This window comes from Streptomyces speibonae (assembly GCF_984686075.1).
Map to the genome: position 1 here is coordinate 5,256,377 of NZ_OZ480260.1, position 24,630 is coordinate 5,281,006.

Here is a 24,630-nt window from a genome sequence, read left to right on the forward strand (position 1 = left end):
ACCGACCGGCCGGAACGGTGCATGTGACTCTAGGGCCGGAGCGGGGCCGGGCCCAGGGCTGAATGACGCCAAGTCCGCGACCGGTTGCGTTGCGTGATCGTCGCAGGTCGTGGCAGTTTCGGGCGTCGGCGGCGCCGATGGCGGCCGGGCCGTGCCACCGTGCTGTAACAGCTCGCGGACAAGGGGGGTTGAGCGCCGTGGGCGTCGCGGCGCGTATGTCAGGATTGAGGCTCGGAACAGATGGAACAAGTGCACCCAAGGGGGGCTGGATGTACGGCAGCAGGGGGGCCGGGGGGTCCGCCGGGAGGCGGGCGTCCGCAGCCGTGCTGGGGGCGGCACTGCTGATCACGGGGTGTTCCTCGTCCGGCGACGACAAGGGGGAGGCGGCCGGCGGGGTCGTCACGGAGCAGCCGAAGGACGCCGCCCCGTTCTGGGTCAACCCCGAGGGTGTCGCCGCGCGGCAGGTCGCCGAACTGCGCGAGGACGGCAAGAAGAGCGAGGCCGAGGAGATCCGCAAGATCGCCGAGCAGCCCGTCGCCGAGTGGATCCGTCCGGAGGACGCCCAGGAGCACGCGCGCGGCCTCACCGAGGCCGCCGACAAGGTCGGCCGCACCGCGCTGCTGGTGCTCTACAACATCCCGCACCGCGACTGCGACCAGTACTCGCAGGGCGGCGCCGGCGACGGCAACGCCTACCGGGACTTCGTCGACGCGGTCGCCAAGGGCATCGGCGACCGGCCCGCGATGGTGATACTCGAGCCGGACGCGGTGCTGCACCTGGTGGACGGCTGCACCCCGCAGCAGTTCCACGAGGAGCGCTACGACCTCCTCAGCGGCGCCGTCGGCAAGCTCAAGAGCCTGAAGAACACCAAGGTGTACCTGGACGCGGGCAACGCGGGCTGGGGCAACCCCGACCAGATCTTCGACCCGCTCAAGCGGGCGGGCCTCGACCAGGCCGACGGCTTCTCGGTGAACGTGTCGAACTTCTACTCGACCGAGGAGTCCATCGCCTACGGCAAGCAGCTCTCCGCCAAGGTCGGCAACAAGCCCTTCGTCATCGACACCAGCCGCAACGGCAACGGCCCCTACACCGAGGGCGACCCGAAGGAACGCTGGTGCAACCCGCCCGGCCGCGCGCTCGGCGAGACCCCGACCGTGGACACCGCGGACCCGCTGGTCGACGCCTATGTGTGGGTGAAGCGGCCCGGCGAGTCGGACGGCGAGTGCAAGGGCGGCCCGAAGGCGGGCGAATGGTGGGAGGACTACGCCCTCCAGCTCGCCAAGGCCAGCGACTGACACCCACGCCGCGCCCGGGGCGAGGCGACGGGAGACCTCAGTGACCGGGGCAGAGGTTCCCGACCTCGCCCCGGTCGGCCGCGAGGTCCTTCTCCACGCCGTTCAGCTCCCGTTCCGCCAGCGTGCACACCCGCTCGATCCACCGCTCGGGGTCGAGCGGGACGACGGAGGCGCGCGATCCGTCCAGGAGGGCGAGCCTCTTGCCGTCGGGGCTCGGGGAGGCCGTCGTGCCGGAGCCGACGTAGTAGCGGTACAGCTCCTGACGCTTCGCCACGTCCCATACCAGCTGCTCACCGGACTCGGTGGTGGTGTGCAGGACGCGGTTGTCCAGGAAGTGGCCGAGCCAGTACACGTCGTCGTAGGTGAGGTCCAGATCGGACCAGTCCTTCTTCCCCACGTCCCAGAGGCGCACCTGCCCCCCGGAGAAGAGCACGGCCAGCAGCTTGCCGTCGGGGGACAGGACCATGGACCGGATGGCCCGCGTGTTCGGCTCCCGCGGGAACCACCGGGTGAAGTCCCCGGTCTCGAAGTCCCAGACCCCGACATCCTCCAGCGTGCGCACGATCGCCCGGGAGGTGTTCGGGACGGCACCGGCGAAGGTCCAGGCCGCCTCGTTGGCGAGCTGGTACCGCTCCTGGACCGAGGGCTGATACGTTCTGCCGTCCCGCTCACCGGTGTCGAGCCGCCAGCGGGAGACATAGGACAGTCCGGAGATCACCGCGTGGTGGTCGTCCGGGACATTGATGTTGATCCACGACGGGGTGAGTCCCGTGAGCGGATCGGGGCCGTCCGCGCTCAGGCCGGACGGTGCGGGCAGCTCCAGCCGGTGCTCCTCGGTGAGCCGGGTCCCGCCCGACTCCTCGGCGATCCGCCACACCAGGACCGTGCGCTGGTCCTCGGCGACGGTCAGCATCCGCTTCCCGTCCGGAGTGAAGGCGCTGTACAGGGCGGCCAGCGGCTGCGACGGCCGCGCCGACGCGAGCAGCCGCCGGTCGGAGAGGCCGAAGAGCCGCAGTCCGGTGCCGTCCTTGTCGACCACCGCCATCCTGCCGTGCGCCGCGTCCAGGGTACGGACGCGGCTGAGCAGCGCGTTGGTGTCGAACTCCCCGGGTGGCCGGACCCGTACCGTGACGACGCTCCCGCCGACGCCGACCGCCGCCCGCAGGTCGTCGGGGGGCCCGGCCAGGGCGACCGGCGGTGCGAACGCGCGTCCGGTGACGGACTGGTCCTCGACCGCGGGGGCCGGGGTGTCGAACGTGGCGGGCCAGCCCTTCTCCAGGTCGAGGACCAGGAACCGCAGCCGGCCGAGGTCGGCGCCGATGCGGCCGGTGGGGTTGACCAGATAGCGGCCGGAGGCGTCGAGGCGGGGCGTGTACAGGGGACACAGCCCGGGGAAGCCGGTGTTGTTCCAGTTCCGGAAGCGGCGCGGGGTCCCGCCCAGCCGCCACGCCTCCAGCACCCCCTGTTCCGTGCAGGTGACCAGGACCTGCCCGTTGCCGCTGACCGTCGCGGAGGCGGCGGCCCGCTCGCCCCAGGGGCGGCTGAGCTTTCCGTCCTCGAGGTCCCAGGCGACCAGCCGGCCGCGCCGGTCGTCCGCCTCGGCGCCGGCGGGCACGATCCGCGCCACCACCGTGCCGTCCGCGCCGAACCACGCCTGCGCCGCGTCCCAGCCGCGGGGCGGGGCGAGCGTCCGCCCGGTACGGCGGCCGTCCTCGGTGCGCCACACGAGCACGCCCTCGCGGGGGACCGCGGCGAGGACACGCGCACCGTCGCCGTCGAAGCGCAGGTCGTGCACGCCCCGCAGGTTGTCCTCGACGTCCGCGACTTTGCGCAGGGCGACGAGCTTCAGGGCACGCGGGTCGGGGTCGGCGGTGTCGCGCACGCCGAGCGAGACCAGGCCCCAGTCGTTCGCCCGGGCGACGACGCTCCCGTCGGGGGAGACCGCGATCCGCTCGTTGTCGCTGTCCTTGGTGCGCGGCCAGGGCTTCTCCCGCTTCTCCACCCGCAGGTCCACGCCCACGAACGCGCCGTTCCTCAGCAGCGCGTACAGCTGCGCGCCGTTCTCGGTGAGCGCGACGTCCTCGACCTCGTCACGGTTCTCCACCGCGATCCGCTCCACGTCCCGCAGCCGCAGGTACTGCGCGAGCAGCGCGGACCGCGCGTCCGGGCGGGCGTCCGTGCGGTACGCGGCGGCGGTGAACAGCGAGGAGGTCACCAGCGACACGTCGTCGTACGTCGCCGCCTGCTGGGCCAGCCGGTCCGACGCCAGCCGCCGCTGCTCCTCGAGCAGGTTCAGGTACAGCACGGACACCACCGAGGCGGCCACCACGGCCAGGACCGTGACCGTCACGCCCAGGTACCGCAGCCACCGCCTGCGCCGCTCGGACCGGTGCGCCTCGCGTCTCTTGCGCTCCCGCAGGGCGGTACCCGCCGCGATGAACTCCCGGTCCTCGTCGGTCAGTTCGTCACCCCGCTCGGCGAGCCAGCGCTCCGCAGCGGCGAGCGCGGGATCCTCCAGCAGGGCCCCGTCCGGCCGTCCCTCCCGCCACCAGCGCGCCCGGTCGTAGCGCAGCTCGCCGCGCCACGCGAGGAACGCGCGGTCGCTCTCCAGCTGCTCGGCCAGCGGCTGCCAGTGCTCGATCAGGGCCTCGTGCGCCAGCTCGACCGTCTCGCCCCGCTCGGGGTCCGCGCCCAGCACCAGCACGCGCGCCTCGGCCAGCCGCCGGGCGATGGCCCACCGCTCCTCGCCCGCGTCGCGGCGGGCGAGCCGGGCCCGCAGCGCCGTGCTGCCGCCCGGCGGCAGCTGGATCAGCGCACGGAGCAGACCGGCCGCCGTGTGCGGCGGCGCGCCCCGCAGCGCGCGGCGCCAGGCGGAGTCCGCCGTGCTGCTCAGCACACCGCCCACGCCGCCCAGTTCGCGGTAGGTGTCCAGGCGGAGCCGGCCGCCGACCTGGCGTTCCCACAGGGTGGTCAGGACGAACCCCAGCAGCGGCAGCGCCCCGGGCCGGCCCGCCGCGTCGTCGACGAGGCGCTCGGCCAGCCCGTTGTCGTACTCCATCCCGGGGAAGGACCGCAGCGGCAGCCGGACCACCTCGGTGAGCTGTTCGCGGCTCATCAGGCCCAGCGGGTGGGCGGGAGCGCTGCCGAGGAGCCGGCTCAGCTCCGGGTGGCGCAGCGCGGCGTCCTGGAAGTCGGTGCGCAGCACCACGAGGACCCCGACGCCGTGCCGGGCGCAGGCGTCCCTCAAGGCGTCCACCAGCTCCCGCAGTTCGTCCTCGGGGCGCAGCAGCAGGGTCTCCGCCTGGTCCAGGGCCAGGACCGTCCCGCGGGCGGGACTCCCTTCCGCCAGCGCCTCGCGGACCGTGCGGGCGTCGGGCAGCCGGCCGTCGGCGCGCAGGGTGACGACCTCCACCCCCCGGTCCCGCAGACGGGGTGTCACACCGGCCAGCAGCAGGGAGGACTTGCCCGAGCCGGAGGGCCCCGTCAGCGTCACGCAGCCCTCGGGCAGGCCGCCCGGGCAGAGCAGGTCGGCCACGGCGGTGACGTCCTCGTCCCGGCCGAAGAAGTGCGCGCTGTGCTCCTCGGTGAAGGGGCGCAGCCCGGGGAAGGGGGAGGCGGGCGCGAGGAGACCGGCCAGCGCCGGTACCTCGTCGAGGACGGTGCCGGTGGGGATGCAGAAGCTCTGGCCGCGGCGCGGTGACGAGACCGACGCGACGACGCCGACCACGGCGCCGAGTTCGAGGTCCCACACCGGTGAGCCGCTGAAGCCGCGCTGGACCGGGTCGGCCTGTGCGTCGGACGGGGACATCTGGAGGCGTCCGGTGCCGGTGCGGGCGCGCAGGACGGCGGTGTGCCAGCCGCCGCCGGTGCCGTCGTCGGGCAGGCCGAAAACGATCGCCTGATGGTTCCACACCGTGCGGGGCGCCACCATCGGCACCGGGCGGGCGCCGGGCAGCGGGCCGGCCAGCGACAGCACGGCGACGTCCCCGCCGCCGTCCGCGCGCACCGGGACCCAGTCGCGGACGACGGCCCCGGTCTCCTCACCGGCCCCGAGGGCGAGACGGACCCGGACGGCGGAGGGCGGGGGTTCGGCACGGGTCAGGGGCAGCCGGGAGGCGCCCAGGACGACATGGGCGCAGGTCAGGACCAGGGTGGGGGCGATGAGTACCCCGAGGCCGCCGATGTGCCCGTCCCCGGCCGCGACCTGGACGGTCGCGGCGGCGAGGACGTCCTCGGCCACCTGTTCCGATGCGGTCGACTCGGCCATCCCCGTCTCCCCCGCCACGGCTGCCCCGCCCGCCGGCCCTGTCGTACCGAGGTCACACCAGCACCGCGCACCCGGCAAGATTGTTTCGGGCCAACGCCGACCGCCCGGTCGTCCGCTGTACGGGAAAGGGGGCGCCCCCCTTCGCGGAGGGCGCCCCCTGTCTCACGGCCGTACCGCTACGGCACCTGGACCCACTGGGCCTTGCTGGGCGTGCCGTCGCCGTTGTTGACGAAGAGCATGTACCAGCCGGACTGGACCAGGTTCCGGTTCTCCGGGACCGTCACGGTGATCTGGTCGCCGTCGGTCTCGAAGTCCAGCGCGACGGAGCGCTGGTCCACGTCGGTGACGTGGGTGGATGCGCTCGGCCGGATCAGCCGCACGCTCTTGATGGACGCGGCGTCCTTCGAGGTGAAGGTGCCGGACTCACCGCGCCCGATCTCCTTCGGCCCGCCGGACAGGTCGGGCTGCTCGGTGTCGCCGTACAGGTACGGCGGGGTGTAGATCTCGATGCGCTGCTCGAACTCGCCCGGCTTGGTGTTGGCCTTGTCGGCGTAGAGCGAGTCGGAGCCGAAGACCATCACCCGGCCGTCGGGCAGCAGGATGGACCCGGAGTGGTAGTTGCGGCCCACCAGCGGATCGGCGACCCGCTCGAAGGTGTTCTTCTCCGTGTCGTAGATCCGCGCCTCGAGGATGTTGGAGTCGCTGCGCCCGCGGTAGTCCTCCGAGCCGCCGGTGACGAGCACGTCGTCGTTCGGCAGGATCGAGGCCTGCGGGTAGCGGGTGCCCTTGTCCAGCGAGGGGCCGTCCACGAACTTCGGGTCGTCGGCCTTGAGGTCGACGACCCGGGTCTTCTCACTGGACAGCTTGGACTCGCCGACGCCGCCGCCGCCGATCACCATGTACTTCTCGTCCTGGGCGGGCGGCAGCAGCACCGTGCCGGACGTCTCCATCATGTTCGGGTCGCTGAGCCCGGGGATCTTCTCGAACTTGTTGGTCTCCACGTCCCAGATGCCGGGATCGCGGCCCACGTCGTCCGGACCGTAGCCCGCGTTGGAGCCCGAGTAGAAGATCTTGCCGTTCTGCATCAGGAACAGCGCCGGGTACGTCGGGAACTGACGCACCTCGTCGGTGTACGTCCACTCCTTGGTCTCCGGGTCGTAGATCTCGTTCTTGCCCGGGACCAGCTGGCCGATGTCGTCGAGGCCGGAGACGCTGAGGATCCTTCCGTCGCTCAGGGTGGTGAGCGTCGGGTACCAGCGCGACTCCTTCATCGGGTCGACCTTGATGTACTTCTCGGCGACCGGGTCGAACTCGAAGGCGTCGTCGATGCCCTGGAAGTCCTTCTTGTCCAGGGCGAGCTTCTCGGCGATGCCGTACGTGTTCTGCGCGTCCTCGCCCTCGAGACCCCGCACGGTGTAGTTGTCCTGCGTGCCGGTCGCGTACTTGTTGCCCTCTTTCTCCGCCTCGACGTAGGTGCGGCCGTAGCCCGGGGTGTTGCCCAGGAACTCGCCGGTCTCCTCGTCGAAGTTCTTCTTGGCCCGGGGGACGAGCACCGGGTCCTTGGAGACGAAGGTCTTGCCGTTCTCCTTGCCGGTGAACTTGGTGCCGGCCGGCAGGGTGATCGGCTTGTCGGGGTTCTCGTTGTGGACGACCATCAGGCCGCCCGCCTTCTTCACGTCACCCTTGAGCTTCTCGTACCGCTTGGTGCCGCCGGCGATCAGCAGGTTGCCGTTGGCCAGCTGGGTGTGGCCGGTGCAGAACAGGTCAGTGGGCGTCGGCACCTTCTTGATGGTCCCCTTGACCGGGTCCCAGATGCGGGTGTCGTACTTCTTCGCGTCGAAGTTGTCCTGATTGTTGCCCGAGCCCGCGACGAGCAGCACCTTGCCGGTGTGCAGCAGCGCCGCGTGGATCGTGTTCTGCCGGTACTCCTCGGGAAACTCGACGATCTCCCACTTGCCGTTCGCGGCTTTGTACTCGGGCTGGTTGATCTTGTACTGGTGGTATTTCTCGGTGCCGAAGCGGTACAGCCACGGACCGTTCATCCCGGCCAGCGCTAGTACCACCGCCGTGCCTATCGCGATCCGACGGGCGCGACGGCGGCCTGCACGGTCAGTCATTCCTTACGTCCCCCAAGTCCACCAAGGGCGATTTGCATGGTCTGGTCGTTGCCGGGGTTGCCGCCCCCGGGTCCCCCCGGCCCTTCGGGGCCCCCTGATCCGCCCGGTGCGCCGTGGGAACCGGTCCAGGCGGGCCGGGCCTGCGGCTGGTGCGGTGCGTACTGCTGCGGCAGCTGCTGCGTCGGAGGCGCCTCGGCGTCCTCCGGCCGGCCGCCGCCCGCATGGGCACCGGGCTTCTTGCGGTCCTGCCTCATGCCGTGGCGCCAGGCGAACATCGGCGCGGCGGTGATCAGCAGGGCGAAGGTGGCCCAGATGACCATCGCCGGGTGGGAGTGTCCGTAGACGGAGCCCGCGGCGATGGAGCCACCGAAGATCAGGATGAAGTACCAGTGGTACCGGAAGGTGCCGAACCAGGTGTCCGGGCTGGCCGAGTCCCCCTTGGGGGTGACCACGAACTTGCTCTTCCTGCGCAGGGCGGAGTCGATCAGCGCCTTCGCGTAGAGCGGGGCCGACAGCGCGGACATCACCATGCCGGCCACACCGCCGGAGCCCTCGGGCTCGTGCGGCGAGACGTTGTGGCGGCGGTTCCAGATGTACAGGCCGATCTGCAGCGCGGAGGCGTTGCCGTAGAGCATCAGCCAGATCGTGGGGTCGATGTTCACACCCGAGGCGCCCAGGCCCAGGAACAGCGCACAGCTGATCGCGGCCAGGATCCAGTTCAGGGCGGCCATCGGGTAGAAGATGATCATCATGGTGTAGTTGAAGAGCTTGCTCGGCGGGAGCGAGTACCAGCCCTTCCAGTACTGCTTGAGGATCGTCTCGTACGTACCGCGCGACCAGCGCATCTGCTGGGTGAAGAAGTCCGTCCAGGCGTTGGGGCCCTCGCCCACCGCGAGCACGTCCGGGGTGTAGACCGAGCGCCATTTCCGGCCCGTCGCCGGGTTCTTGTGGCGGTGGATCTCGAAGCCGGTCGCCATGTCCTCGGTGATCGAGTCGTACAGGCCGCCGATCTGCTTCAGCGCGCTGATGCGTACGGCGTTGGAGGTGCCCACGAACATCGGCGAGCCGTAGCGGTTGCCGGCCCGCTGGATCAGGGCGTGGAAGAGGAACTGCTGGGACTCGGCGGCCTTGGTGACGAAGTTGTCGTAGTTGCCGTAGACCTGCGGGCCGATGACGAAGCCGACGTCCGGGTCGCGGAAGAAGCCGAGCATCCGCTCCAGGTAGTTCGGCAGCGGCACGTGGTCGGTGTCGACCGAGGCGAAGTAGTCGTAGTGGTCGCCGTGCGCGTCCAGCCAGGCGTTGTAGTTGCCGTGCTTGGTCTTGGCGCGGTGGGGGCCCTTCTTCTGGTTCCACTTCGCGACGCCCTTGCGGGAGAAGTGGTACACACCCAGCCGGGCGCAGACCTCCTTCACCTCGGGGTCGTCGCCCTCGTCGAGCAGCCAGACGTGCATGGTGCCCCGGTGGCGGATCCGCACGGCCGCCTCCAGGGTCTTCGTCACCATCTCGATCGGCTCCTTGCCGGGCACGAACGAGGTGAGGAAGGCCACCCGGGTGCCGGTCTCCGGCACCACCGGGACCGGGTCGCGGGCGACCAGGGTGGCGTGCGCGTTCGACAGCACGTTCATGCAGCGGAAGAACTCGATCAGGCCGATCGAGACGAGCATGACGATGTCGAGGGCGGGCAGCCACTCGAACTCCACGTAGTCCCGCTCGGTCCAGTGCGAGGGCTGGAGCAGCCACACCAGCAGCACCAGCGACAGCACCGGGGCCGCGGCCAGCATCAGCGCGATGCGGATGCGGTGCGGCTCCTGGCCGATCAACGAGCGGTACTGGACCTTGTAGGGCTTGTTCGGATCGGGCTGGGTGAGGGGACCCGCGAGCCGGCTGTAGTGCTCGTAGTCGTATCTCGGCAGCGTCTTCTTGATCCGGCGGAACGTGCCCGTGGTGGATGTCCGATGGGCGGGCACCCTGAGCTGGGTGGTCTGGGACGGGTCGTAGTCCCCTTGGGCACCCGTCGGGCTCGACGTCATGAGTCATCCCCCCACACGCGCAACCGCGCGTGTTTCGTCGCTTCCTCACGTCCGTTGGGGTCCCCCTCGACCTTCACAGACGTATCAGTGGTGAACGGCTGTCACCACGTCCCGCACACTTTATAGACACGGCCCAGCGCTGTTCCGGTTGCATGATGCCCCTCGGTATCGCCGCACGGACGGGATCCGCGTCCCGCATCGCCGGTAACCGGTTCCATGCCCCCCAACAGCCGCGTAACCGCAGCATCTTGAAGAGACCAGGTTCTACGGTGTCCATCATGATCGCAAGCTGCGAAACATGCTGCACACCGGACATACGCGGATCAATCGGGACGCCTTCGTGGGACTGTCGAGTCACCGTTACATACGTGAGACAGGGGAATTCCGCTCACCGCGCGCGAGAGGAAATCCGGCCAAAGGCAACGGGCCCCTCGTGTGCGCGAGGAGCCCGTTCCGTCGGTGCGCCGCCAGGGACTCGAACCCCGGACCCGCTGATTAAGAGTCAGCTGCTCTAACCAACTGAGCTAGCGGCGCGCGCTGACGGCGTCACTCTACAGGACCCCGCAGGGTGCCCCGACCACCGGCCGCCCGCCGCTCACCGCCGGCCGGTCGTGACCCCCGGGCCTTACATCATTCGGACCGTCAACATGCGGGCCCGGAGGACCGTTGCGAAACTGGCCGTGGCGCACAGGTGCGGAGGAATCGGGCGGACGTGTGAGGGGAATCGCATGGGGTCGGCGGCGTTCGGGGAATTCGGTCCGGGGGGCGACCGCGGCTGCCCCGGCTGTGCGCACTGGCGACGGGTTCTGCCGCATGCCCCGGCGGGCCGTTCCCTCGGGCATCCGGCGGCGCACCGGACCGTTCCCGCCGTGGCCGCCCCCGCCCGGCAGGCCACTGATACGGGTGTTTGTGCAGGTGAGAGCCGTGTGATCCCGCAGGCGCCGCAGGTTCCGACGCACGGTCCGGACGGCCGGGTCCTTCCGCCCGGCTCTCCCGCGCGGGCGTCCGCGACCGGCCGCGCGGACCTCGTGGCCCGGGCCCGCCGGTGGGTCGCGCGGAGAGTCCCCCGGGGCGCGCCCGCGTTCGGGGCCGACGGATATCGGCGGAACTGTTCGGATCAGGTGCCGATGACCTGGGTGCCGTCCGAAAACGCGACGAGAAGCCTCGGGGAATTCGCTCACAAAAGCGAAGAGAACGAACTCCGGCCCGGGGGCACGCCGCTGTTCCCCCCTTTCTCCGGCCCATATGACGGATCGCCTGTCGCCCTTTCCGGTGACGGCACGGACTCCGCGCGCTCCGTGCCGTACCGCTGTTCGGGAGCGGGAGCCGCGGGGAACACACCGCTGGTCCCGCCCACCCGTACGCCATTTCCCGGAGCGGCGTATTTCGGCCCCGGCGCCCACAACGCGTACGTCAGGGAACTCGGCCGCACGCTCGTCCGGCGCGGTGCCGGGCGCTTCTGCGGCTCCCCGCCCGGCCCGCGCCGGACGGACGCGGACCGCGGGGCGACCCGGGCGTTCCAGGAGGCGCGGGGGTGGCGGGGCGCGGTGACGGACGGGCCGCCGTCGATCTGGGAGCTGCTGGTCTCCGGCGGGGGCCGGCACCTCCCTGGCGGAGCTTCCGCTTCCGGTCCGGGCGAGGGCACGCAGGCCGTCGCGTCGCACGGGGTGCCGGGCCGTCCGGGCCGGGCAGGCTGGGCGTCGTTCCGTCCCCGCTCCGGGAACGCCCACGTCACCCGGCTGGGCCGGCACTCCGTGCGCAAGGGGTTCGGCCGCCGCCACGGCTCCGGACCGGGCCCGCTCCGGGGTGAGGAGGACCAACGCGATGCGGCGGCCTTCCCGCGTGCCCGGAGCCGGCGCGGCGGTGCGGCGGACGGGTGTCCGGGCCCGGAGACCTGGCGGCGGCTCTTCTCATGACCCACCCCGGGCGCCGCCTCCCCGGCGTCCGGGTCCCCCGAGGTGACGCATCTGGCGCGGAGGCTGGAGGCACGCATGACCACGACGACGTCCCACATCCCCGAGCACGCCCCCGACCCCGGGGAACCGGCGGACGGCCGCGCAGCCGTGCGTGGCCCCCGGTGCGAGGAGCCGTCGGACGGCGCGGCGGCCGCGCGCCCGGTGCGGCTCATCCACAGCGAGTCCACCACCGAGATCCCCGTCCATCTGCTCTTCCGCGACGCCCCGGGACCCGCGCCGGTACGGCTGCGGCCCGCGGTGGTCGCCCGTCGGCCCGGCGCGGTGCGGGAGAAGGGGGAGCGGCCGGGCTCCGCCGTTCCCCGGGTCGACCCCGAACTGGCGGAGCGGCCCGCCCAGGTGCTGCCGGGCGCCGCGGGAGTGCTCGCCGGGCTGTGCGGGGTGGCCGGGTGCGTGGCCACCGCGTGGTGGGCGGGAATGCTGCCGCCGCTCGCGGCGGAGGCGCTCGGCCTCACCGCCCGCGCCGGCGCGGCAGGACCGGGGCCCGCCCACTGGGCGGCGTACGCGACGGCCGGGGCCCTCGCACTGTTCGGGTTCGGCGGGCTGGCCCGCGGGCGGACCGGACGGGCCTGGGTGCTGGACCTGTTCGGCCGCTACCGGGGGACCGTGCGGCGCACCGGGCTGCTGTGGGTCAACCCGCTGCTGCTGCGCCGCCGGGTCGACGTGCGGCTGCGGCACTGGCGCGGGGAGCCGATGCAGGCGGCCGACCGGGGCGGGGTGCCGCTGCGGGTGACCGTGCTGGTGGCGTGGCGGGTGCGGGACACCGCGCGGGCCACGCTCGGTGTCGAGGACCACGAGGCGTATCTGCGCGCCTGCGTCGAGGCGGCGCTGCTGCGGGTGCCGGTCGCCACGCCCGGCGCGGGACGGGGCGCGACGCAGGCGACGGAGGACTCGCTGACCCGGCTGGTGGCGGCGGACGCCGCGCCGGTGGGGGTGGAGGTGTGCGCGGTGCGGCCGGTGCGGGTGGAGTACGCGCCCGAGGTGGCCTCCGCCATGCACCGGCGCCGGATCGCCGCGCTGGACGCCCAGCACCGGGCGAACGTGCTGAGCTCGGTGGTGGATTCGGTGGAGGACACCGTCACCCGGCTCACCATGCGCGGCCTGGTGGACCTGGACGACTGCGAACGCAAGGTGCTGGTGAAGGACCTGACGGTGGCGTTCTGCGCGGGGCGGGCGGAGACGGGGACGTGAACGGACGGCGGGGGCGGAGGTCCGGAGGGTGCCTCCGCCCTCGCCGTGGTCCGTCCCCGGGGGCGACGCCCCCCGGGCCGGGTCAGTCGTCGCCGAGGAACTTCAGGAGCTGGGCGGTGACGAAGCGGGGGTTCTCCTCCATGAGCCAGTGGCCCGCGCGGGGGACCTCCGCCGTCTGGACGATGTCGGTCAAGCGCGGGGCCACCGTGGCCCGTATGGCGTCGAGTTGTCCCTCGGCGGCCATGACGAGGGCCGGGACGCGCACCGGCTTGGCCGCCTTGGTGTCGCGGACGTCCTTGTCGAGGGTGCGGTAGAGCGAGAAGCCGCCGGCGAGTGCCTGGGGGCGGCTGTAGGTGCGGGTGTACTCGTCGATGTCGGCGTCGGTGAACGGGGACCGGTCGGACGTGCCGCCGTAGGACGAGCCGCCGTAGGAGACCTGGGGGTAGAACAGCTCCAGGTAGGTGCGGACGTCGTCGTCCACCACCGCCTCGGGCACCCGTCGCTGGGCGTGGAAGGCGATGTGCCAGCTCAGGGAGCGCCAGGTGGCCGCGTCGATCGCGGGTCCGGGCAGGGGGAGGTCGAGGTAGCCGAGCCGTTCGGTGTCGTCGGGGAACTGCGCGGCGTACTGGAACGCGACCGCGGCGCCCCAGTCGTGCCCGATGACGCGCGCGTCGCGCACGCCGAGCCGGTCGGCGATCAGCGTGTGCACGTACCGCGCCAGGGTGGCCTTGTCGTAGCCGTCGGGGGTGCCGGTGCTGTCGCCCAGGCCGGGGAGGTCGACGGCGTAGACGGTGTGGTGCTCGGCGAGTTCCGGCATCACCGGCCACCAGCCGTACCAGGTCTGCGGCCAGCCGTGGATCAGCACGACCGGTGAGCCGCTGCCTCCGGTGACGTAGTGCATCCGGACGCCGTCGACGTCGTCGAACTCGTGCCGGAAGGTTTCCTCGAACTCGGGGTCGTCCCGGGTGACGGCGCTGTGCGCGGGCGGGTCGTCCGGCGGCGGCGTGGAACAGGCCGCGGTGCCGGCCGTGAGCAGGAGGGTGAACAGGAGGGCCGCCGCCGTGCGCAGCGGGGCGCGGCGCGCGCGTGGTCGTGGACGGGGGAGCGTGAACATGTGCATCGCGTTCCTTACGTGGGTGGATGCCCAGTCTGTGAAAGAGCCCCGGAAATGGCACGCAAGGTTGCTGTTACCGCAACAAGATCGGGGGTACCGCCGCTTGCCGGACCGGGCCGCACGCCGGAAAAGGGCGGGAAACGGCGCGTGCGATTGGTATGGACATGTGGAATCCGCGTCGATACTTTGAAACTTGGTCTAGACCTACCTGCAACGGCTCACTGCAACTCCCCCCACTTCACCAGGAGCGGCAGCATGCGCACACGGACCAAGCTGTACGCAGCCGCGGTGGGACTGGCCACGACCGGAGCTCTCGTGCTCTCCTCCGGTGGTGCCAGCGGCCACGGCTACACCGATCTCCCCATCAGCAGGCAGAAGCTCTGCCAGAACCGCACCGTGACCAACTGCGGCGACATCCAGTGGGAGCCGCAGAGCGTCGAGGGCCCGAAGGGCTTCCCCGCCTCCGGCCCCGCCGACGGCCGGATCTGCTCGGCCGGCCACGCCCGGTTCGGCCAGCTCGACAGCCCGCGGACCCCGTCGGGCGGGGCCTGGCCCACCACCCGCGTCCAGGGCGGCCAGAACTACACCTTCCGGTGGCAGTTCACGGCCATGCACGCCACGACCGACTTCACGTACTACGTCACCAGGCAGGGCTGGAACCAGAACCACGCCCTGACCCGGTCCGACCTCAACCTCACGCCGTTCCTGACCGTGCCCTACCACGGCCAGCGGCCGCCGCAGACCCTCTCGCACAGCGGCCGGCTGCCGTCCGGGCTCAGCGGCCACCACGTGATCCTCGCGGTGTGGACCGTGCATGACACGGGCAACGCGTTCTACGCCTGCTCCGACGTCACGTTCTGACGTCGTCGTCCTGACGGCCACGGAGGTTTCCGGGCACGTCAAAGGGCCTCTCGCTCCCACGAGAGGCCCTTCAGGGTGCGCCGCCAGGGACTCGAACCCCGGACCCGCTGATTAAGAGTCAGCTGCTCTAACCAACTGAGCTAGCGGCGCATGACTCCCGCCGTCCGCTTGCGCGGGCGGCGACATGACAATACTACCTGGTCCGCGGGGGTGGTTCCGACCGCCTCCGCGGACCAGGACCGGCCCTAGTGCCCCGACAGGCAACGTTCGCCCCGCGACGCCCGGCACGCACTCTCGCCGCACCGGCCGAAAGCCCAAGTACGTCCAGTACGAGGACTTCCGGCCGGCACGCCGAGAGCACGCACCGGACGCCGCTCCTTGACGGGCAAACGTTGCCTGCCGCGGCACTAGATCGTCAGCGAGAGCAGCACCGGGGCCGCGTTGCGGTTCAGGGTGTCCGCGGCCTGGCGCAGCCGGTGCGCGTGCCGGACGGGGAGGGACAGCGCCAGACAGCCCACCGAGGATCCGGCCGTGATCGGAACGGCCGCGCAGACCGTGCCGACCGCGTACTCCTGGAGGTCCAGGACCGGCACCGTGGGTGGCTGCGACGCCAGCCGGGACAGCAGCAGCCGGTCGCTGGTGATGGTGCGCGAGGTGAGCCGGGCCATCTTGTGCCGGGCCAGGTGGTCGCGCCGGCCGTCGTGGTCGAGCTGGGTGAGCAGGCTCTTGCCCACCGCCGTGGCATGCGCCGAGAAGCGGAAGTCCACCCACTCGTTGACCCTCGGGGCGGCCGGGCTGTCGGCGTACTGGGTGACCTTGACCTCGCCGTCCACGTACCGGCTGAGATAGACGGCGGCGCCCACGGAGTCGCGCAGCCGGTCCAGGGTGTGCTGGAGCTTGTCGCGCAGCGCATGGTCGCGTCCCTCGGCGGAACCGAGGCGGGTGAAGGCCGCTCCGGTGACATACGCGCCGTCGGCGATCTGCTCGACGTAGGCCTCGCGGCGCAGCATCCGCAGGAGGGTGGTCAGCCGCTCCGTGCCGAGGCCGCTCTCGCGGGCGAGTTCGATGTCGGTGACTCCTGTGGTGTGCCGCGCCACCGTCTCCAGGACGCGCAGCGCGTCCTGGACCGAGTGGTACGACGCGGTCGGCTCGTGCCTCAGCGCCACGGTTTCCCCCTGCGCTCGCTCTTGGGGCCGCAATCCGGTCAGCGAATCCCCTCCACGATAGCCGTCAAACGGCCTGGCGGAAGCGGGTGTTGACAAGATTGCGGCCCTCTCAACTGCGGCGCCGACCCCCTGGCATATGCCAGGGGGATGCCACAAGGCGTGGACCTCGGGCGTTCGCCCGGGCACCGGCCGTGCTCAGAGAACCGCGCTCAGGAATTCCCGGGTGCGGTCGTGCTCCGGCTCGCTGAAGATCTTCTCCGGCGAGCCGCTCTCGATGACCCGGCCGGAGTCGAACATCAGCACCGTGTCCGAGATGTCCCGGGCGAAGTTCATCTCGTGGGTCACGCAGAGCATGGTGATGTCCGTGCTGCGGGCGATGTCCCGCAGCAGGTCCAGGACGCCCGCGACCAGCTCCGGGTCGAGGGCCGAGGTCACCTCGTCGAGGAGCAGCACCTTGGGCTGCATCGCCAGCGCGCGGGCGATCGCCACACGCTGCTGCTGGCCGCCGGAGAGCTGGGCCGGGTGCGCGTCGCACTTGTCGGCCAGGCCCACCATGTCCAGCAGCCCCTTGGCCCGCTCCACCGCCTCGTCCTTGGACATGCCGAGGACGGTGACCGGCGCCTCGGTGATGTTCCGCAGCACCGTCATGTTCGGGAACAGGTTGAACTGCTGGAAGACCATGCCGATCTTTTTGCGGACCTCCCTGACCTCCTTGTCGGAGGCCGGGAACAGCTTCTGCCCGTCGACCGTGATCGTGCCCTCGTCGGGCTTGAGCAGGGTCATCAGCAGCCGCAGGATCGTCGTCTTGCCCGATCCGGACGGCCCGATCAGCGTGACGTGCTTCCCGGCGTCCACCGAGAAGTCGAGGTGGTCGAGGACGGTGTTGCTGCCGAACCGCTTGGTGACCTGTTCCAGCCGGATCAGCTCCGCGCCGCCGGCCGTGGTCTTCTTCTCGGGGTTGGGCAGGGTCTCGGGAGTGTCAGTGGACAAGGCGTCGCTCCAGGGCTCGCAAGGCAAGGGAGGCCAGGTAGGAAATGACGATGAAGGCCACGCCGATCACCGTCAGGGGCTCGGTGAACTGGAAGGTCTCGCGGGCGAAGAGCTGCGCCTCGCCGAGCATCTCCAGCACCGTGATCGCCATCAGGATCGGGGTGTCCTTGAGCATGGCGATGACGTAGTTGCCGAGGGCCGGGACCACACGGCGGATCGCCTGCGGCAGGATCACCGCGCTCCAGGTCCGGCGCACAGGCAGGTTGAGCGCCGTGGCGGCCTCCCACTGCCCCACCGGAACGGCCTCGATACCCGCCCGGTACACCTGCATGGTGTACGTCGAGTAGTGCAGGCCGATACCGAGCACGCCGGTGGTGAGGGCGGACATCGTCAGTCCCCACTCGGGCATCACGTAGAACAGGAAGAACAGCTGCACCAGCAGCGGTGTGTTCCGGACGAACTCGGTGATCGTGCCGACGGGCCAGGTGACCCAGCGCGAGGGCACCCGCATCAGCAGCGCCCACACCAGGCCCAGCACGAAGGAGATCACCGAGCCGAGGGCCAGGATCTGCAGGGTGACCAGCAGTCCGTCCCAGAAGTGCGGCATGAAGTCGGCCACCGCGCCCCAGTCCCACTTCACGAGACACCTCCCACACCCGTGACCTCGGGCTCTCGCACGGCTCCGGCCCGGGGTTCCTTGCCGACGCCCGCCTTCAGCTTCTTCTCGAGCCCCCGCATGCCCCGGGTGAGCACGAAGGCGATCACGAAGTAGATCAACAGGATGTACGTGTAGATCTCCGCGCTCTCCTGCAGCGCCAGGCGCACCAGGTTGCCGCTGAACGCCAGGTCGCCCATGCCCATGAGGGACACCAGCGCGGTGCCCTTGAGCAGCTCGATCAGCAGGTTGGAGAACGGCGGGATCATCTCCGGCACCGCCTGCGGCAGCAGGATCAGCCGCATTCGCTGCCACGGGGTGAAGCTGAGGGCGATGCCGCCCTCGCGCTGGGCCGGATCGACGGCCGCGATCGCGCCGCGCACGATCTCCGCGCCGTACGCCCCGTAGGTGAGGCCGAGGGCGAGCGTGCCCGCCCACATCGGCACCAGCTGCCAGCCGAAGCTCAGCGGCAGCACGAAGTAGATCCAGAAGATCATGATCAGCGCGGAGGTCCCGCGGAACACCGTCGTGTACAGGGCCGCGAGGAAGCGGACCACGCGTGACTGGTGGGTGCGGGCCACGCCGACGACGAACGCGACCGCGGCGCCCAGCAGGGCGCTGAAGACGAGCAGCTGGACGGTGGTCCAGATGCCTTGGAGGACCAGTTCCCAGAGTCCGGAAGTCATCCGCAGAGCTCCTTCGCGGTCATGTCCGTCATCTCGTTCTCGGTGAACCCGAAGGGCTTGAGAATCCGGAGCAGCTCGCCGCTGTCCTTGAGCTTGTGCAGTTCCCGGTTGAAGGCGTCACGCAGATTGCTCTCGCTCGGCCGGAAGGCGAAGGCGCCGCCGTCCACGTGCGGCTCGCCGCCGACGATCGGCTTGAACGGCTCGGTGACCTCGGCCTTGGTGGACTTCTTCACCACTTCCCGGGTGGTCAGCGCCGTACCGGCGAAGACGTCGGCGCGCCCGGTCTCGACGGCGTTCAGCCCGGCCACCTGGTCCGGCACGATCAGGATGTCGCCCCGGTCGTAACCGGCCTCCTCGGCGTACGCGATCTCCGCGTAGCCGGTGCCGGTCGCGAACTTGGCCTTCTTCTCGACGACGTCCGCGTAGTCGCGCAGGCCCAGCGGGTTGCCCTTGCGCACGATGAACGAGTCGAGCATCTGGTAGTCGGGGTCCGAGAAGATGACCTGCTCGCACCGCTCGGGGTTGATGTACATCCCCGCGGCCACGATGTCGAACTGCTGGCTGTTCAGGCCGGGGATCAGCGAGCCGAACTCGGTGGGCACCGGCTGGACCCGGTCCACACCCAGCCGCTTGAAGATGACCTTCGCCAGCTCCGGCGCCTCGCCGGTCAGCTCGCCGTTCTTGTCGATGTAGCCGAAGGGGATCTCGCCGGCGATGCCGAGCCGCGCGACGCCCTGCGCGCGCAGCCGCTCCAGCAGCTCACCCCCTTCGGTGTCCGAGGCGGTGGCCACGCGGGAGCACCCCGTCGCCGCGAGCGCGCCGAGCGCCGCGACCCCCGCGAGCAGCGACCGGCGGGAGGGCCCGGATATACGATCACGCCCGACTGCGGGCGGCATTCTGTCTGGTGGTGAAGCCATGGCGGCGCGGCTACCCGATGCGATGCGAGTTATTCCGGCCAATTCCAGCCCCGTTCGGCGGTCGGGCGGTCTTGACCCACGCGGGACCATGAGGGACATGGCAGACCGATACCTCGAAATCTCCCTGGTCAAACGAGGAGTCACCGGCACGGCCCGGCTGCTCGACGACCGGGCGCCGATCACCTGCGAAGCCGTCTGGAAATCCCTCCCGCTGTCCGGCGACGTCTACCACGCCAAGTACGCACGCAACGAGATCTACGCCCTGTTCCCGCCGTTCGCGGAGGCAGAGCCGCCCCTGGAGAACCCCACGGTCACCCCCATTCCAGGTGATTTGTGCTACTTCTCCTTCGCGGGTGCCGAGTTGGGCACCCAGGCCTACGGCTACGACCGCGAGGTCCGCCCCGGCACCACCGTCGTGGACCTGGCCCTGTTCTACGAGCGCAACAACCTGCTGCTGAACGGGGACGTCGGCTGGGTCCCCGGCATCGTCTGGGGCCAGGTCGTGGACGGCCTGGACGCCCTGGCCGAGGCGTGCAACGACCTGTGGCGCACGGGCGCTGCCGGGGAGACGCTCAGCTTCCGGCGGGCGTGACGCCCGCCTCGTACAGCGTGTGCGCCGCCCGCAGCACCAGATCGTCCCGGTGCCGGGCGGCCACCAGCTGAAGTCCGATGGGCAGCCCGTCGGCGTCGGTGCCGACGGGCACGGACGCCGCGGGCTGCTGGGTCATGTTGAACGGGTAGGTGAACGGGGTCCAGCCCGTCCACCGGCGGTAGCCGGAACCCCGGGGCACCTCCACCCCCGCCTCGAACGCGGTGAGGGGCAGGGTCGGGGTGACCAGCAGGTCGTAGGTGTCGTGGAAGGCGCCCATCCGGCGGCCCAGGTCCATCCGCACGTCCACCGCCGCCAGGTAGTCCAGCGCCGAGTACCGGGCACCGGCCCCGCAGATCTCCCGCAGCCCGGGGTCGAGCAGCGCCCGGTGCTCCCGGGGCAGATGCTGGACCACCCGCGCGGCGCCGGCGAACCACAGGGTGTGGAAGGCCTCCACCGGGTCGGTGAGGTCCGGGTCGGTCTCCTCGACGTACGCGCCGAGCCCGGCCAGCCGCTCCACCGCCCGCCGCACCCCCGCCGCGACCTGCGGATCCACCCGCACCTGCCCGCCCAGCGACGGCGAGTACGCCACCCGCAGCCCGCGCACCCCGCCCGCGAGGCCGTCCGTGAAGGACCCGGACGCCGGTGCGAGCGCCGACCAGTCACGCGAGTCCGGAGCACCGATCGCGTCCAGCATCAGCGCCGCGTCCGCCGCGTCCCGGGTCATCGGACCGACGTGTGCCAGCGTGCCGAACGCGCTCGCCGGATACAGCGGCACCCTGCCGTACGTCGGCTTCAGCGCGAAGATCCCGCAGAACGCCGCCGGGATCCGCACGCTCCCCCCGCCGTCCGTGCCCAGGGCCAGCGGTCCCGCGCCCCGCGCCACGGCCGCCGCCGCGCCCCCGCTGGAGCCGCCCGCCGTGCGGGACGGATCGTGCGGGTTGCGCGTGACGCCGTTCAGCGGGGAGTCCGTCACCCCCTTCCAGCCGAACTCGGGGGTGGTGGTCTTGCCCAGGAACACCGCGCCGTGCTCCCGCAGCCGGGCCACCGACGGCGCGTCCTCGTCCCACGGGCCGTCCGGGCCGATGGTGCGCGAGCCCTTCAGGGTCGGCACCCCGCGCAGCAGCAGGATGTCCTTCACCGTGACCGGCACCCCGTCGAGCAGCCCGCACGGCTCGCCGCGCCGCCACCGCTCCCGCGACGCCGCGGCCTGTTTCAGCGCGTCCTCGGCGAGCAGCCGGACGAACGCGTTCAGCTCCGGCTGGATCCGCTCGGCCCGCTCCAGTGCCGCGCGGGTCACCTCCACGGGATCGATCGTGCCGCTGCGGTACCCCTCGAGGAGCCGTACGGCGGTCAGCTCGGTGAGCTCGGACATCCAGCCTCCTGAAGACGTCAGTGACCGGGTACATACCCGCGCTGCTTGTCGACGACGTTCACCAGCGGCTCACCCGCCGCCCACCGCTCGAACAACTCTACGAACTGCTCCCCGAGTTCGTCCCGCCAGCCGATGGTGTCCCCGCTCATGTGCGGCGACACGATCAGCCCCGGCAGGTCCCACAGCGGGCTGTCCGGGGGAAGCGGCTCGGTCTCGAACACGTCCAGCGCGGCACCGGCGATCGACCGGTCGCGCAGCGCTCCGGCCAGCGCCTCCTCCACGACCAGCTGCCCCCGGCCGATGTTGACGAAGTGCGCGGACGGCTGCATCAGGGCGAACCGGCGGGCGTCGAACATGCCCCGCGTCCCCTCGGTCAGCGGCGCCGCGGCGATCACCCAGTCCGCGCGGGCCAGCAGCCGGTCCAGGTCGTCCGTCCCGTGGACGCCCTCCCGCGGGGAGCGCCCCACCAGCGCCGTCGTCACCCCGAGCGCCTCCAGGGTGCCGGCGATCGCCTTCCCGATCGGCCCGGAGCCGACCACACAGGCCCGGGTCCCGGCGAGCCCGCGCGTCTCGCGGTGCCGCCAGGCCCGCTCCCGCTGGAAGTCCAGCGTCCGCGGCAGGTCCTTGGCGAAGGCCAGCACGAGGGCCGCGACGTACTCGGCGATCGGCCGGTCGAAGACCCCGCGCGCGTTGGTGACGACGGTGTCCGAGGCGATCAGTTCCGGACAGAGCAGATGGTCCACGCCCGCGCTCGCCGTGTGCACCCAGCGGGGCCGGGGACCCTCGCCGGGCCACGCCCGGCGCACCGCGTGCGAGGTGAAGTCCCACACCAGCAGCACATCGGCGGACGGCAGCCGCTCGGCGAGCGTCGATTCGTCCGCGTGCTCGACCCTGACCCGGCCGGCCAGCCTGCCGAGACGAGGGGGCGGTTCGGCGTCCAGCACGAGCAGCGTGGGGGTGGTCATGTGCCGTCGTCTCTCCGGTCAGGCCCGGTCTTCTGTACCGATTGGCAAGAGTCTGACATGCGCGGATTGACCACGCTCGCACCCCGCCCCTACCGTCGTCAACACGGGCGTTCTCGCGATCCGTTGTGTGCTCGTCTCCCAGCGTGAGGCCGGTGCTGACATGGACGTCTCCTTTCTCGGCGGCCCTGGCCCGCAGCGCGGTGTCGGTGTGGTCGCCCCCTTCGACTTCGCGCTGGACCGCGAGCTGTGGCGGTGGATACCGGACGACGTGTCGCTCCATCTCACCCGCACGCCGTACGTGCCGGTCGAGGTGAGCCTCGACCTGGCCCGGCTGGTCAGCGAGCACGAGACCCTCGGCGACGCGGTGCGCACCCTCACCGCGGTCACGCCCGAGGTCGTGGCGTACGCCTGCACCTCGGGCAGCTTCGTCGGCGGGATCGTCGGCGAGCGCGCGATGTGCGAGGCGATGAGCCGGTCCGGCTCGGTCCCGGCGATCACCACCTCCGGCGCGCTGCTCGAGGCGCTGGTGGAGCTCGACGTGCGCCGGGTCGCGCTCGTCACGCCCTACACCGTGTCGGTCACCCGGGCGTTGGAGAGCTACGTCGCCGCGGCGGGCGTCACGGTCACCGGCTGCGCGTACATGGGTCTGACCCGGCACATCTGGAAGGTCACCTACCGCGAGGTGGTGGACATGGCCCGGCGGGCGGCGGTCCGCGGGCGGCTCGGCGCGGCGGACGCGCTCTTCCTGTCCTGCACCAACCTGCCGACCTACGACGTCATCCCCCAACTGGAGGCGGAACTGCGCATCCCGGTGATCTCGGCCAACCAGGTGACCATGTGGGCGGCGCTGCGCCGGCTGGGTACCCGAGCGGTGGGACCGTATCAGGCGCTGATCGACGCGTCCGCGCGCTCCGGGACCGTTCTGCCGGGCCAGACGCCCCGCTCCGTACTGCCCGACGTGCCGGAAGAGAAGCAGCAGGAAGGCTGGACATGACCGCACTGGGATTCCTCTACCCGGGCCACTCCGCAGAGGACGACTTTCCGCGTATCGAGCAGTTGCTGGGCAGCGACATCCGGGTGGACCTGGTGCACACCGACATCGGCGAGGACGCCCACCGGGTCGACGCGCTGATGCGGATGGGCGCGCCCGAGCAGCTGGCGGACGGCCTGGAGCAGCTGCGCCTCTCGGGCGCCGAGGCGGTGGTGTGGGCCTGCACCAGCGGCAGCTTCGTACGCGGCTGGGAAGGAGCCCACGAGCAGGTGCGGGGCCTCGCCCTCGCGGCCGGGATGCCCGCCTCCTCCACGTCCTTCGCCTTCGTCAACGCGCTCCGCGAGATCGAGGCGCGCCGGGTCGCGGTCGGCGCCACGTACCCGGACGACATCGCGGATCTCTTCGCCGCGTTCCTGCGGGCCGGCGGGGCCGAGGTCACCGGCGTGCGCAGCTCCGGGATCATCACCGCCGCGGAGGTCGGCACCTGGGGCGAGAAGGAGCTGTTCGCCCTGGCCCGCGCGGCCGACACCCCCGACGCGGAAGCCCTGCTCCTGCCCGACACCGCCCTGCACACCGTCGCCCACATCCCCGCCCTGGAGAAGGAGCTGGGCAAGCCCGTCCTCACCGCCAACCAGGTCAGCGCCTGGGAGTGCCTGCGCCTGACGGACCGCCGGGTGAACGCACCGGAGCTGGGCGCGCTGTTCACCCGGGAACCGATCGTGCAGGCGTGAGGAGGCACGGATGAGGCGGCGGATGTGAGAAAGGGCGCATCCGGGCGTACGGCGATGCCGCGCGCCCGCGCCGTGCCCCGGTTGCCGTCCTTGTACGCCCCGCCGCCTGGGTAGTCACCGGACGGCACCGACGCGCGCAGGGCCTCCGGCCGGAGAAGTCGGCCGGAGGCCCTCTTGCGTGGGCGCGGGACAATGGACGGTGGCCCGCTTTCCGGGGGGCCGACCGAGACGTACGTGAAGGAGACGTCATGGCGGAGCACACGCCGCGTCGGGACCAGCCGCGGCTACGCCCCGCGCCCCTGCTGTTCGAGCCCGCGGAGGCGGCCGCGGATCCCGAGCACTTCTTCGACCTGGAGTCGATGGAGGATCCGCGCGCGCTGCTGGAGCGGGCGACCGAGCTGACGCTCGCGTTCCGTGCCGCCGCGGACCGGGCGATGGAGTTCCAGGCGATGGCGGCGGCCCAGCTCGCCGACCCCCGGCGCTTCGACCGGCTGACGCCCGCGGACATCGCGGAGCGCGCCGAGTGGACCGAGGACTACGCCAAGAAGATGGTCGAGTTCGGCCGGGGCCTGATGCGGGGCGGGGAAGGTCCGGGGCACGTCGACCCCGTGTGAGCCCAAGCCCCTCGAACACGTGGGGCATATGCCGGGCGGGCACGATACTCGCTCGGCCGCCTCGGTGTCATCGATTCGGACAACTCTGCGGAACCGTTCCCTC

Annotated in this window: 19 protein-coding genes and 2 tRNA genes; 8 read left to right on the top strand and 13 right to left on the bottom strand. The window is 71.5% G+C overall.

Features of this window, described 5'->3' with window-relative positions:
* The first annotated feature begins 269 nt into the window (after positions 1–269).
* Complete coding sequence (locus AC5L3C_RS23750) at positions 270–1,295, top strand: glycoside hydrolase family 6 protein (protein ID WP_493650734.1); 1,026 nt, start codon at positions 270–272, stop codon at positions 1,293–1,295.
* Between the two features lie 37 nt (positions 1,296–1,332).
* Here AC5L3C_RS23750 and AC5L3C_RS23755 read toward each other — a convergent pair whose 3' ends face one another.
* From AC5L3C_RS23755 to AC5L3C_RS23770, 4 genes are all read right to left on the bottom strand, one after another.
* Positions 1,333–5,562, bottom strand: a complete 4,230-nt coding sequence (locus AC5L3C_RS23755) for an nSTAND1 domain-containing NTPase (RefSeq protein WP_493650735.1) — start codon at positions 5,560–5,562, stop codon at positions 1,333–1,335.
* A gap of 176 nt (positions 5,563–5,738) precedes the next feature.
* On the bottom strand, positions 5,739–7,679 hold the full coding sequence (gene glxA / locus AC5L3C_RS23760) for a radical copper oxidase GlxA (protein ID WP_493650736.1): 1,941 nt from the start codon (positions 7,677–7,679) through the stop codon (positions 5,739–5,741).
* The gene (locus AC5L3C_RS23765) at positions 7,676–9,709 is read right to left on the bottom strand and encodes a glycosyltransferase family 2 protein (protein WP_493650737.1); all 2,034 of its coding nucleotides are present in this window, start codon (positions 9,707–9,709) and stop codon (positions 7,676–7,678) included. The genes glxA and AC5L3C_RS23765 overlap by 4 nt, the downstream gene beginning before the upstream one ends.
* A gap of 460 nt (positions 9,710–10,169) precedes the next feature.
* A tRNA-Lys gene (locus AC5L3C_RS23770) sits at positions 10,170–10,243 on the bottom strand.
* A gap of 764 nt (positions 10,244–11,007) precedes the next feature.
* Between AC5L3C_RS23770 and AC5L3C_RS23775 the strand changes: the two genes are divergently transcribed.
* Positions 11,008–11,625: a peptidoglycan-binding protein gene (locus AC5L3C_RS23775; protein ID WP_493650738.1), complete on the top strand. Its 618-nt coding sequence runs from the start codon at positions 11,008–11,010 to the stop codon at positions 11,623–11,625.
* Between the two features lie 75 nt (positions 11,626–11,700).
* Complete coding sequence (locus tag AC5L3C_RS23780; protein ID WP_493650739.1) at positions 11,701–12,873, top strand: SPFH domain-containing protein; 1,173 nt, start codon at positions 11,701–11,703, stop codon at positions 12,871–12,873.
* 82 nt (positions 12,874–12,955) lie between these two features.
* On the opposite strand, the gene AC5L3C_RS23785 is transcribed toward AC5L3C_RS23780, so the two are convergent.
* A complete protein-coding gene (locus tag AC5L3C_RS23785; RefSeq protein ID WP_493650740.1) occupies positions 12,956–13,987 on the bottom strand; it encodes an alpha/beta fold hydrolase in 1,032 nt (343 codons plus the stop codon).
* Positions 13,988–14,242: 255 nt separating this feature from the next.
* On the opposite strand from AC5L3C_RS23785, the gene AC5L3C_RS23790 reads away from it, so the two are divergent.
* On the top strand, positions 14,243–14,848 hold the full coding sequence (locus AC5L3C_RS23790; protein ID WP_493650741.1) for a lytic polysaccharide monooxygenase auxiliary activity family 9 protein: 606 nt from the start codon (positions 14,243–14,245) through the stop codon (positions 14,846–14,848).
* Positions 14,849–14,924: 76 nt separating this feature from the next.
* On the opposite strand, the gene AC5L3C_RS23795 is transcribed toward AC5L3C_RS23790, so the two are convergent.
* The 6 genes from AC5L3C_RS23795 to ehuB form a co-directional block, all read right to left on the bottom strand.
* Positions 14,925–14,998: transfer RNA gene (locus tag AC5L3C_RS23795), tRNA-Lys, on the bottom strand.
* 257 nt (positions 14,999–15,255) lie between these two features.
* Positions 15,256–16,014 carry an IclR family transcriptional regulator gene (locus tag AC5L3C_RS23800; protein WP_493650742.1) on the bottom strand — a complete coding sequence of 253 codons (759 nt, stop codon included), beginning with the start codon at positions 16,012–16,014 and terminating at the stop codon, positions 15,256–15,258.
* Positions 16,015–16,209: 195 nt separating this feature from the next.
* Positions 16,210–17,004, bottom strand: a complete 795-nt coding sequence (gene ehuA, locus AC5L3C_RS23805) for an ectoine/hydroxyectoine ABC transporter ATP-binding protein EhuA (RefSeq protein WP_411573082.1) — start codon at positions 17,002–17,004, stop codon at positions 16,210–16,212.
* A complete protein-coding gene (ehuD, locus tag AC5L3C_RS23810) occupies positions 16,994–17,644 on the bottom strand; it encodes an ectoine/hydroxyectoine ABC transporter permease subunit EhuD (RefSeq protein ID WP_493650743.1) in 651 nt (216 codons plus the stop codon). Before ehuD ends, ehuA begins: the two co-directional genes overlap by 11 nt.
* The gene (gene ehuC / locus AC5L3C_RS23815) at positions 17,641–18,345 is read right to left on the bottom strand and encodes an ectoine/hydroxyectoine ABC transporter permease subunit EhuC (protein ID WP_493650744.1); all 705 of its coding nucleotides are present in this window, start codon (positions 18,343–18,345) and stop codon (positions 17,641–17,643) included. The genes ehuD and ehuC overlap by 4 nt, the downstream gene beginning before the upstream one ends.
* Positions 18,342–19,241 (bottom strand): ectoine/hydroxyectoine ABC transporter substrate-binding protein EhuB, encoded by a 900-nt coding sequence (ehuB, locus tag AC5L3C_RS23820; protein WP_493650745.1) that lies wholly within the window; start codon positions 19,239–19,241, stop codon positions 18,342–18,344. The genes ehuC and ehuB overlap by 4 nt, the downstream gene beginning before the upstream one ends.
* A 118-nt stretch (positions 19,242–19,359) precedes the next feature.
* Here ehuB and AC5L3C_RS23825 point away from each other — a divergent pair, with 118 nt between their 5' ends.
* Positions 19,360–19,854 (top strand): DUF3830 family protein, encoded by a 495-nt coding sequence (locus tag AC5L3C_RS23825; protein ID WP_493650746.1) that lies wholly within the window; start codon positions 19,360–19,362, stop codon positions 19,852–19,854.
* On the opposite strand, the gene AC5L3C_RS23830 is transcribed toward AC5L3C_RS23825, so the two are convergent.
* Both AC5L3C_RS23830 and AC5L3C_RS23835 read right to left on the bottom strand, forming a co-directional pair.
* Positions 19,835–21,226, bottom strand: coding sequence for an amidase (locus tag AC5L3C_RS23830; RefSeq protein WP_493650747.1), 1,392 nt, complete (start codon positions 21,224–21,226; stop codon positions 19,835–19,837). The genes AC5L3C_RS23825 and AC5L3C_RS23830 overlap by 20 nt on opposite strands.
* 17 nt (positions 21,227–21,243) lie before the next feature.
* The gene (locus AC5L3C_RS23835) at positions 21,244–22,191 is read right to left on the bottom strand and encodes a D-2-hydroxyacid dehydrogenase (protein ID WP_493650748.1); all 948 of its coding nucleotides are present in this window, start codon (positions 22,189–22,191) and stop codon (positions 21,244–21,246) included.
* Between the two features lie 160 nt (positions 22,192–22,351).
* Between AC5L3C_RS23835 and AC5L3C_RS23840 the strand changes: the two genes are divergently transcribed.
* From AC5L3C_RS23840 to AC5L3C_RS23850, 3 genes are all read left to right on the top strand, one after another.
* Entirely contained in the window at positions 22,352–23,185 is an 834-nt protein-coding gene (locus AC5L3C_RS23840; protein ID WP_493650749.1) for a maleate cis-trans isomerase family protein, read from the top strand.
* Positions 23,182–23,913, top strand: coding sequence for a maleate cis-trans isomerase family protein (locus AC5L3C_RS23845; RefSeq protein WP_493650750.1), 732 nt, complete (start codon positions 23,182–23,184; stop codon positions 23,911–23,913). Before AC5L3C_RS23840 ends, AC5L3C_RS23845 begins: the two co-directional genes overlap by 4 nt.
* A gap of 248 nt (positions 23,914–24,161) precedes the next feature.
* Complete coding sequence (locus AC5L3C_RS23850) at positions 24,162–24,527, top strand: DUF8844 domain-containing protein (RefSeq protein WP_493650751.1); 366 nt, start codon at positions 24,162–24,164, stop codon at positions 24,525–24,527.
* Positions 24,528–24,630 lie beyond the last annotated feature (103 nt).

Coding starts and splice junctions, on each gene's coding strand:
- AC5L3C_RS23750 (WP_493650734.1), top strand. CDS start 270: ATGTACGGCAGCAGGGGGGCCGGGGGGTCCGCCGGGAGGCGGGCGTCC.
- AC5L3C_RS23755 (WP_493650735.1), bottom strand. CDS start 5,562: ATGGCCGAGTCGACCGCATCGGAACAGGTGGCCGAGGACGTCCTCGCC.
- glxA (WP_493650736.1), bottom strand. CDS start 7,679: ATGACTGACCGTGCAGGCCGCCGTCGCGCCCGTCGGATCGCGATAGGC.
- AC5L3C_RS23765 (WP_493650737.1), bottom strand. CDS start 9,709: ATGACGTCGAGCCCGACGGGTGCCCAAGGGGACTACGACCCGTCCCAG.
- AC5L3C_RS23780 (WP_493650739.1), top strand. CDS start 11,701: ATGACCACGACGACGTCCCACATCCCCGAGCACGCCCCCGACCCCGGG.
- AC5L3C_RS23785 (WP_493650740.1), bottom strand. CDS start 13,987: ATGTTCACGCTCCCCCGTCCACGACCACGCGCGCGCCGCGCCCCGCTG.
- AC5L3C_RS23790 (WP_493650741.1), top strand. CDS start 14,243: ATGCGCACACGGACCAAGCTGTACGCAGCCGCGGTGGGACTGGCCACG.
- ehuC (WP_493650744.1), bottom strand. CDS start 18,345: ATGACTTCCGGACTCTGGGAACTGGTCCTCCAAGGCATCTGGACCACC.
- ehuB (WP_493650745.1), bottom strand. CDS start 19,241: ATGCCGCCCGCAGTCGGGCGTGATCGTATATCCGGGCCCTCCCGCCGG.
- AC5L3C_RS23825 (WP_493650746.1), top strand. CDS start 19,360: ATGGCAGACCGATACCTCGAAATCTCCCTGGTCAAACGAGGAGTCACC.
- AC5L3C_RS23830 (WP_493650747.1), bottom strand. CDS start 21,226: ATGTCCGAGCTCACCGAGCTGACCGCCGTACGGCTCCTCGAGGGGTAC.
- AC5L3C_RS23835 (WP_493650748.1), bottom strand. CDS start 22,191: ATGACCACCCCCACGCTGCTCGTGCTGGACGCCGAACCGCCCCCTCGT.
- AC5L3C_RS23840 (WP_493650749.1), top strand. CDS start 22,352: ATGGACGTCTCCTTTCTCGGCGGCCCTGGCCCGCAGCGCGGTGTCGGT.
- AC5L3C_RS23845 (WP_493650750.1), top strand. CDS start 23,182: ATGACCGCACTGGGATTCCTCTACCCGGGCCACTCCGCAGAGGACGAC.
- AC5L3C_RS23850 (WP_493650751.1), top strand. CDS start 24,162: ATGGCGGAGCACACGCCGCGTCGGGACCAGCCGCGGCTACGCCCCGCG.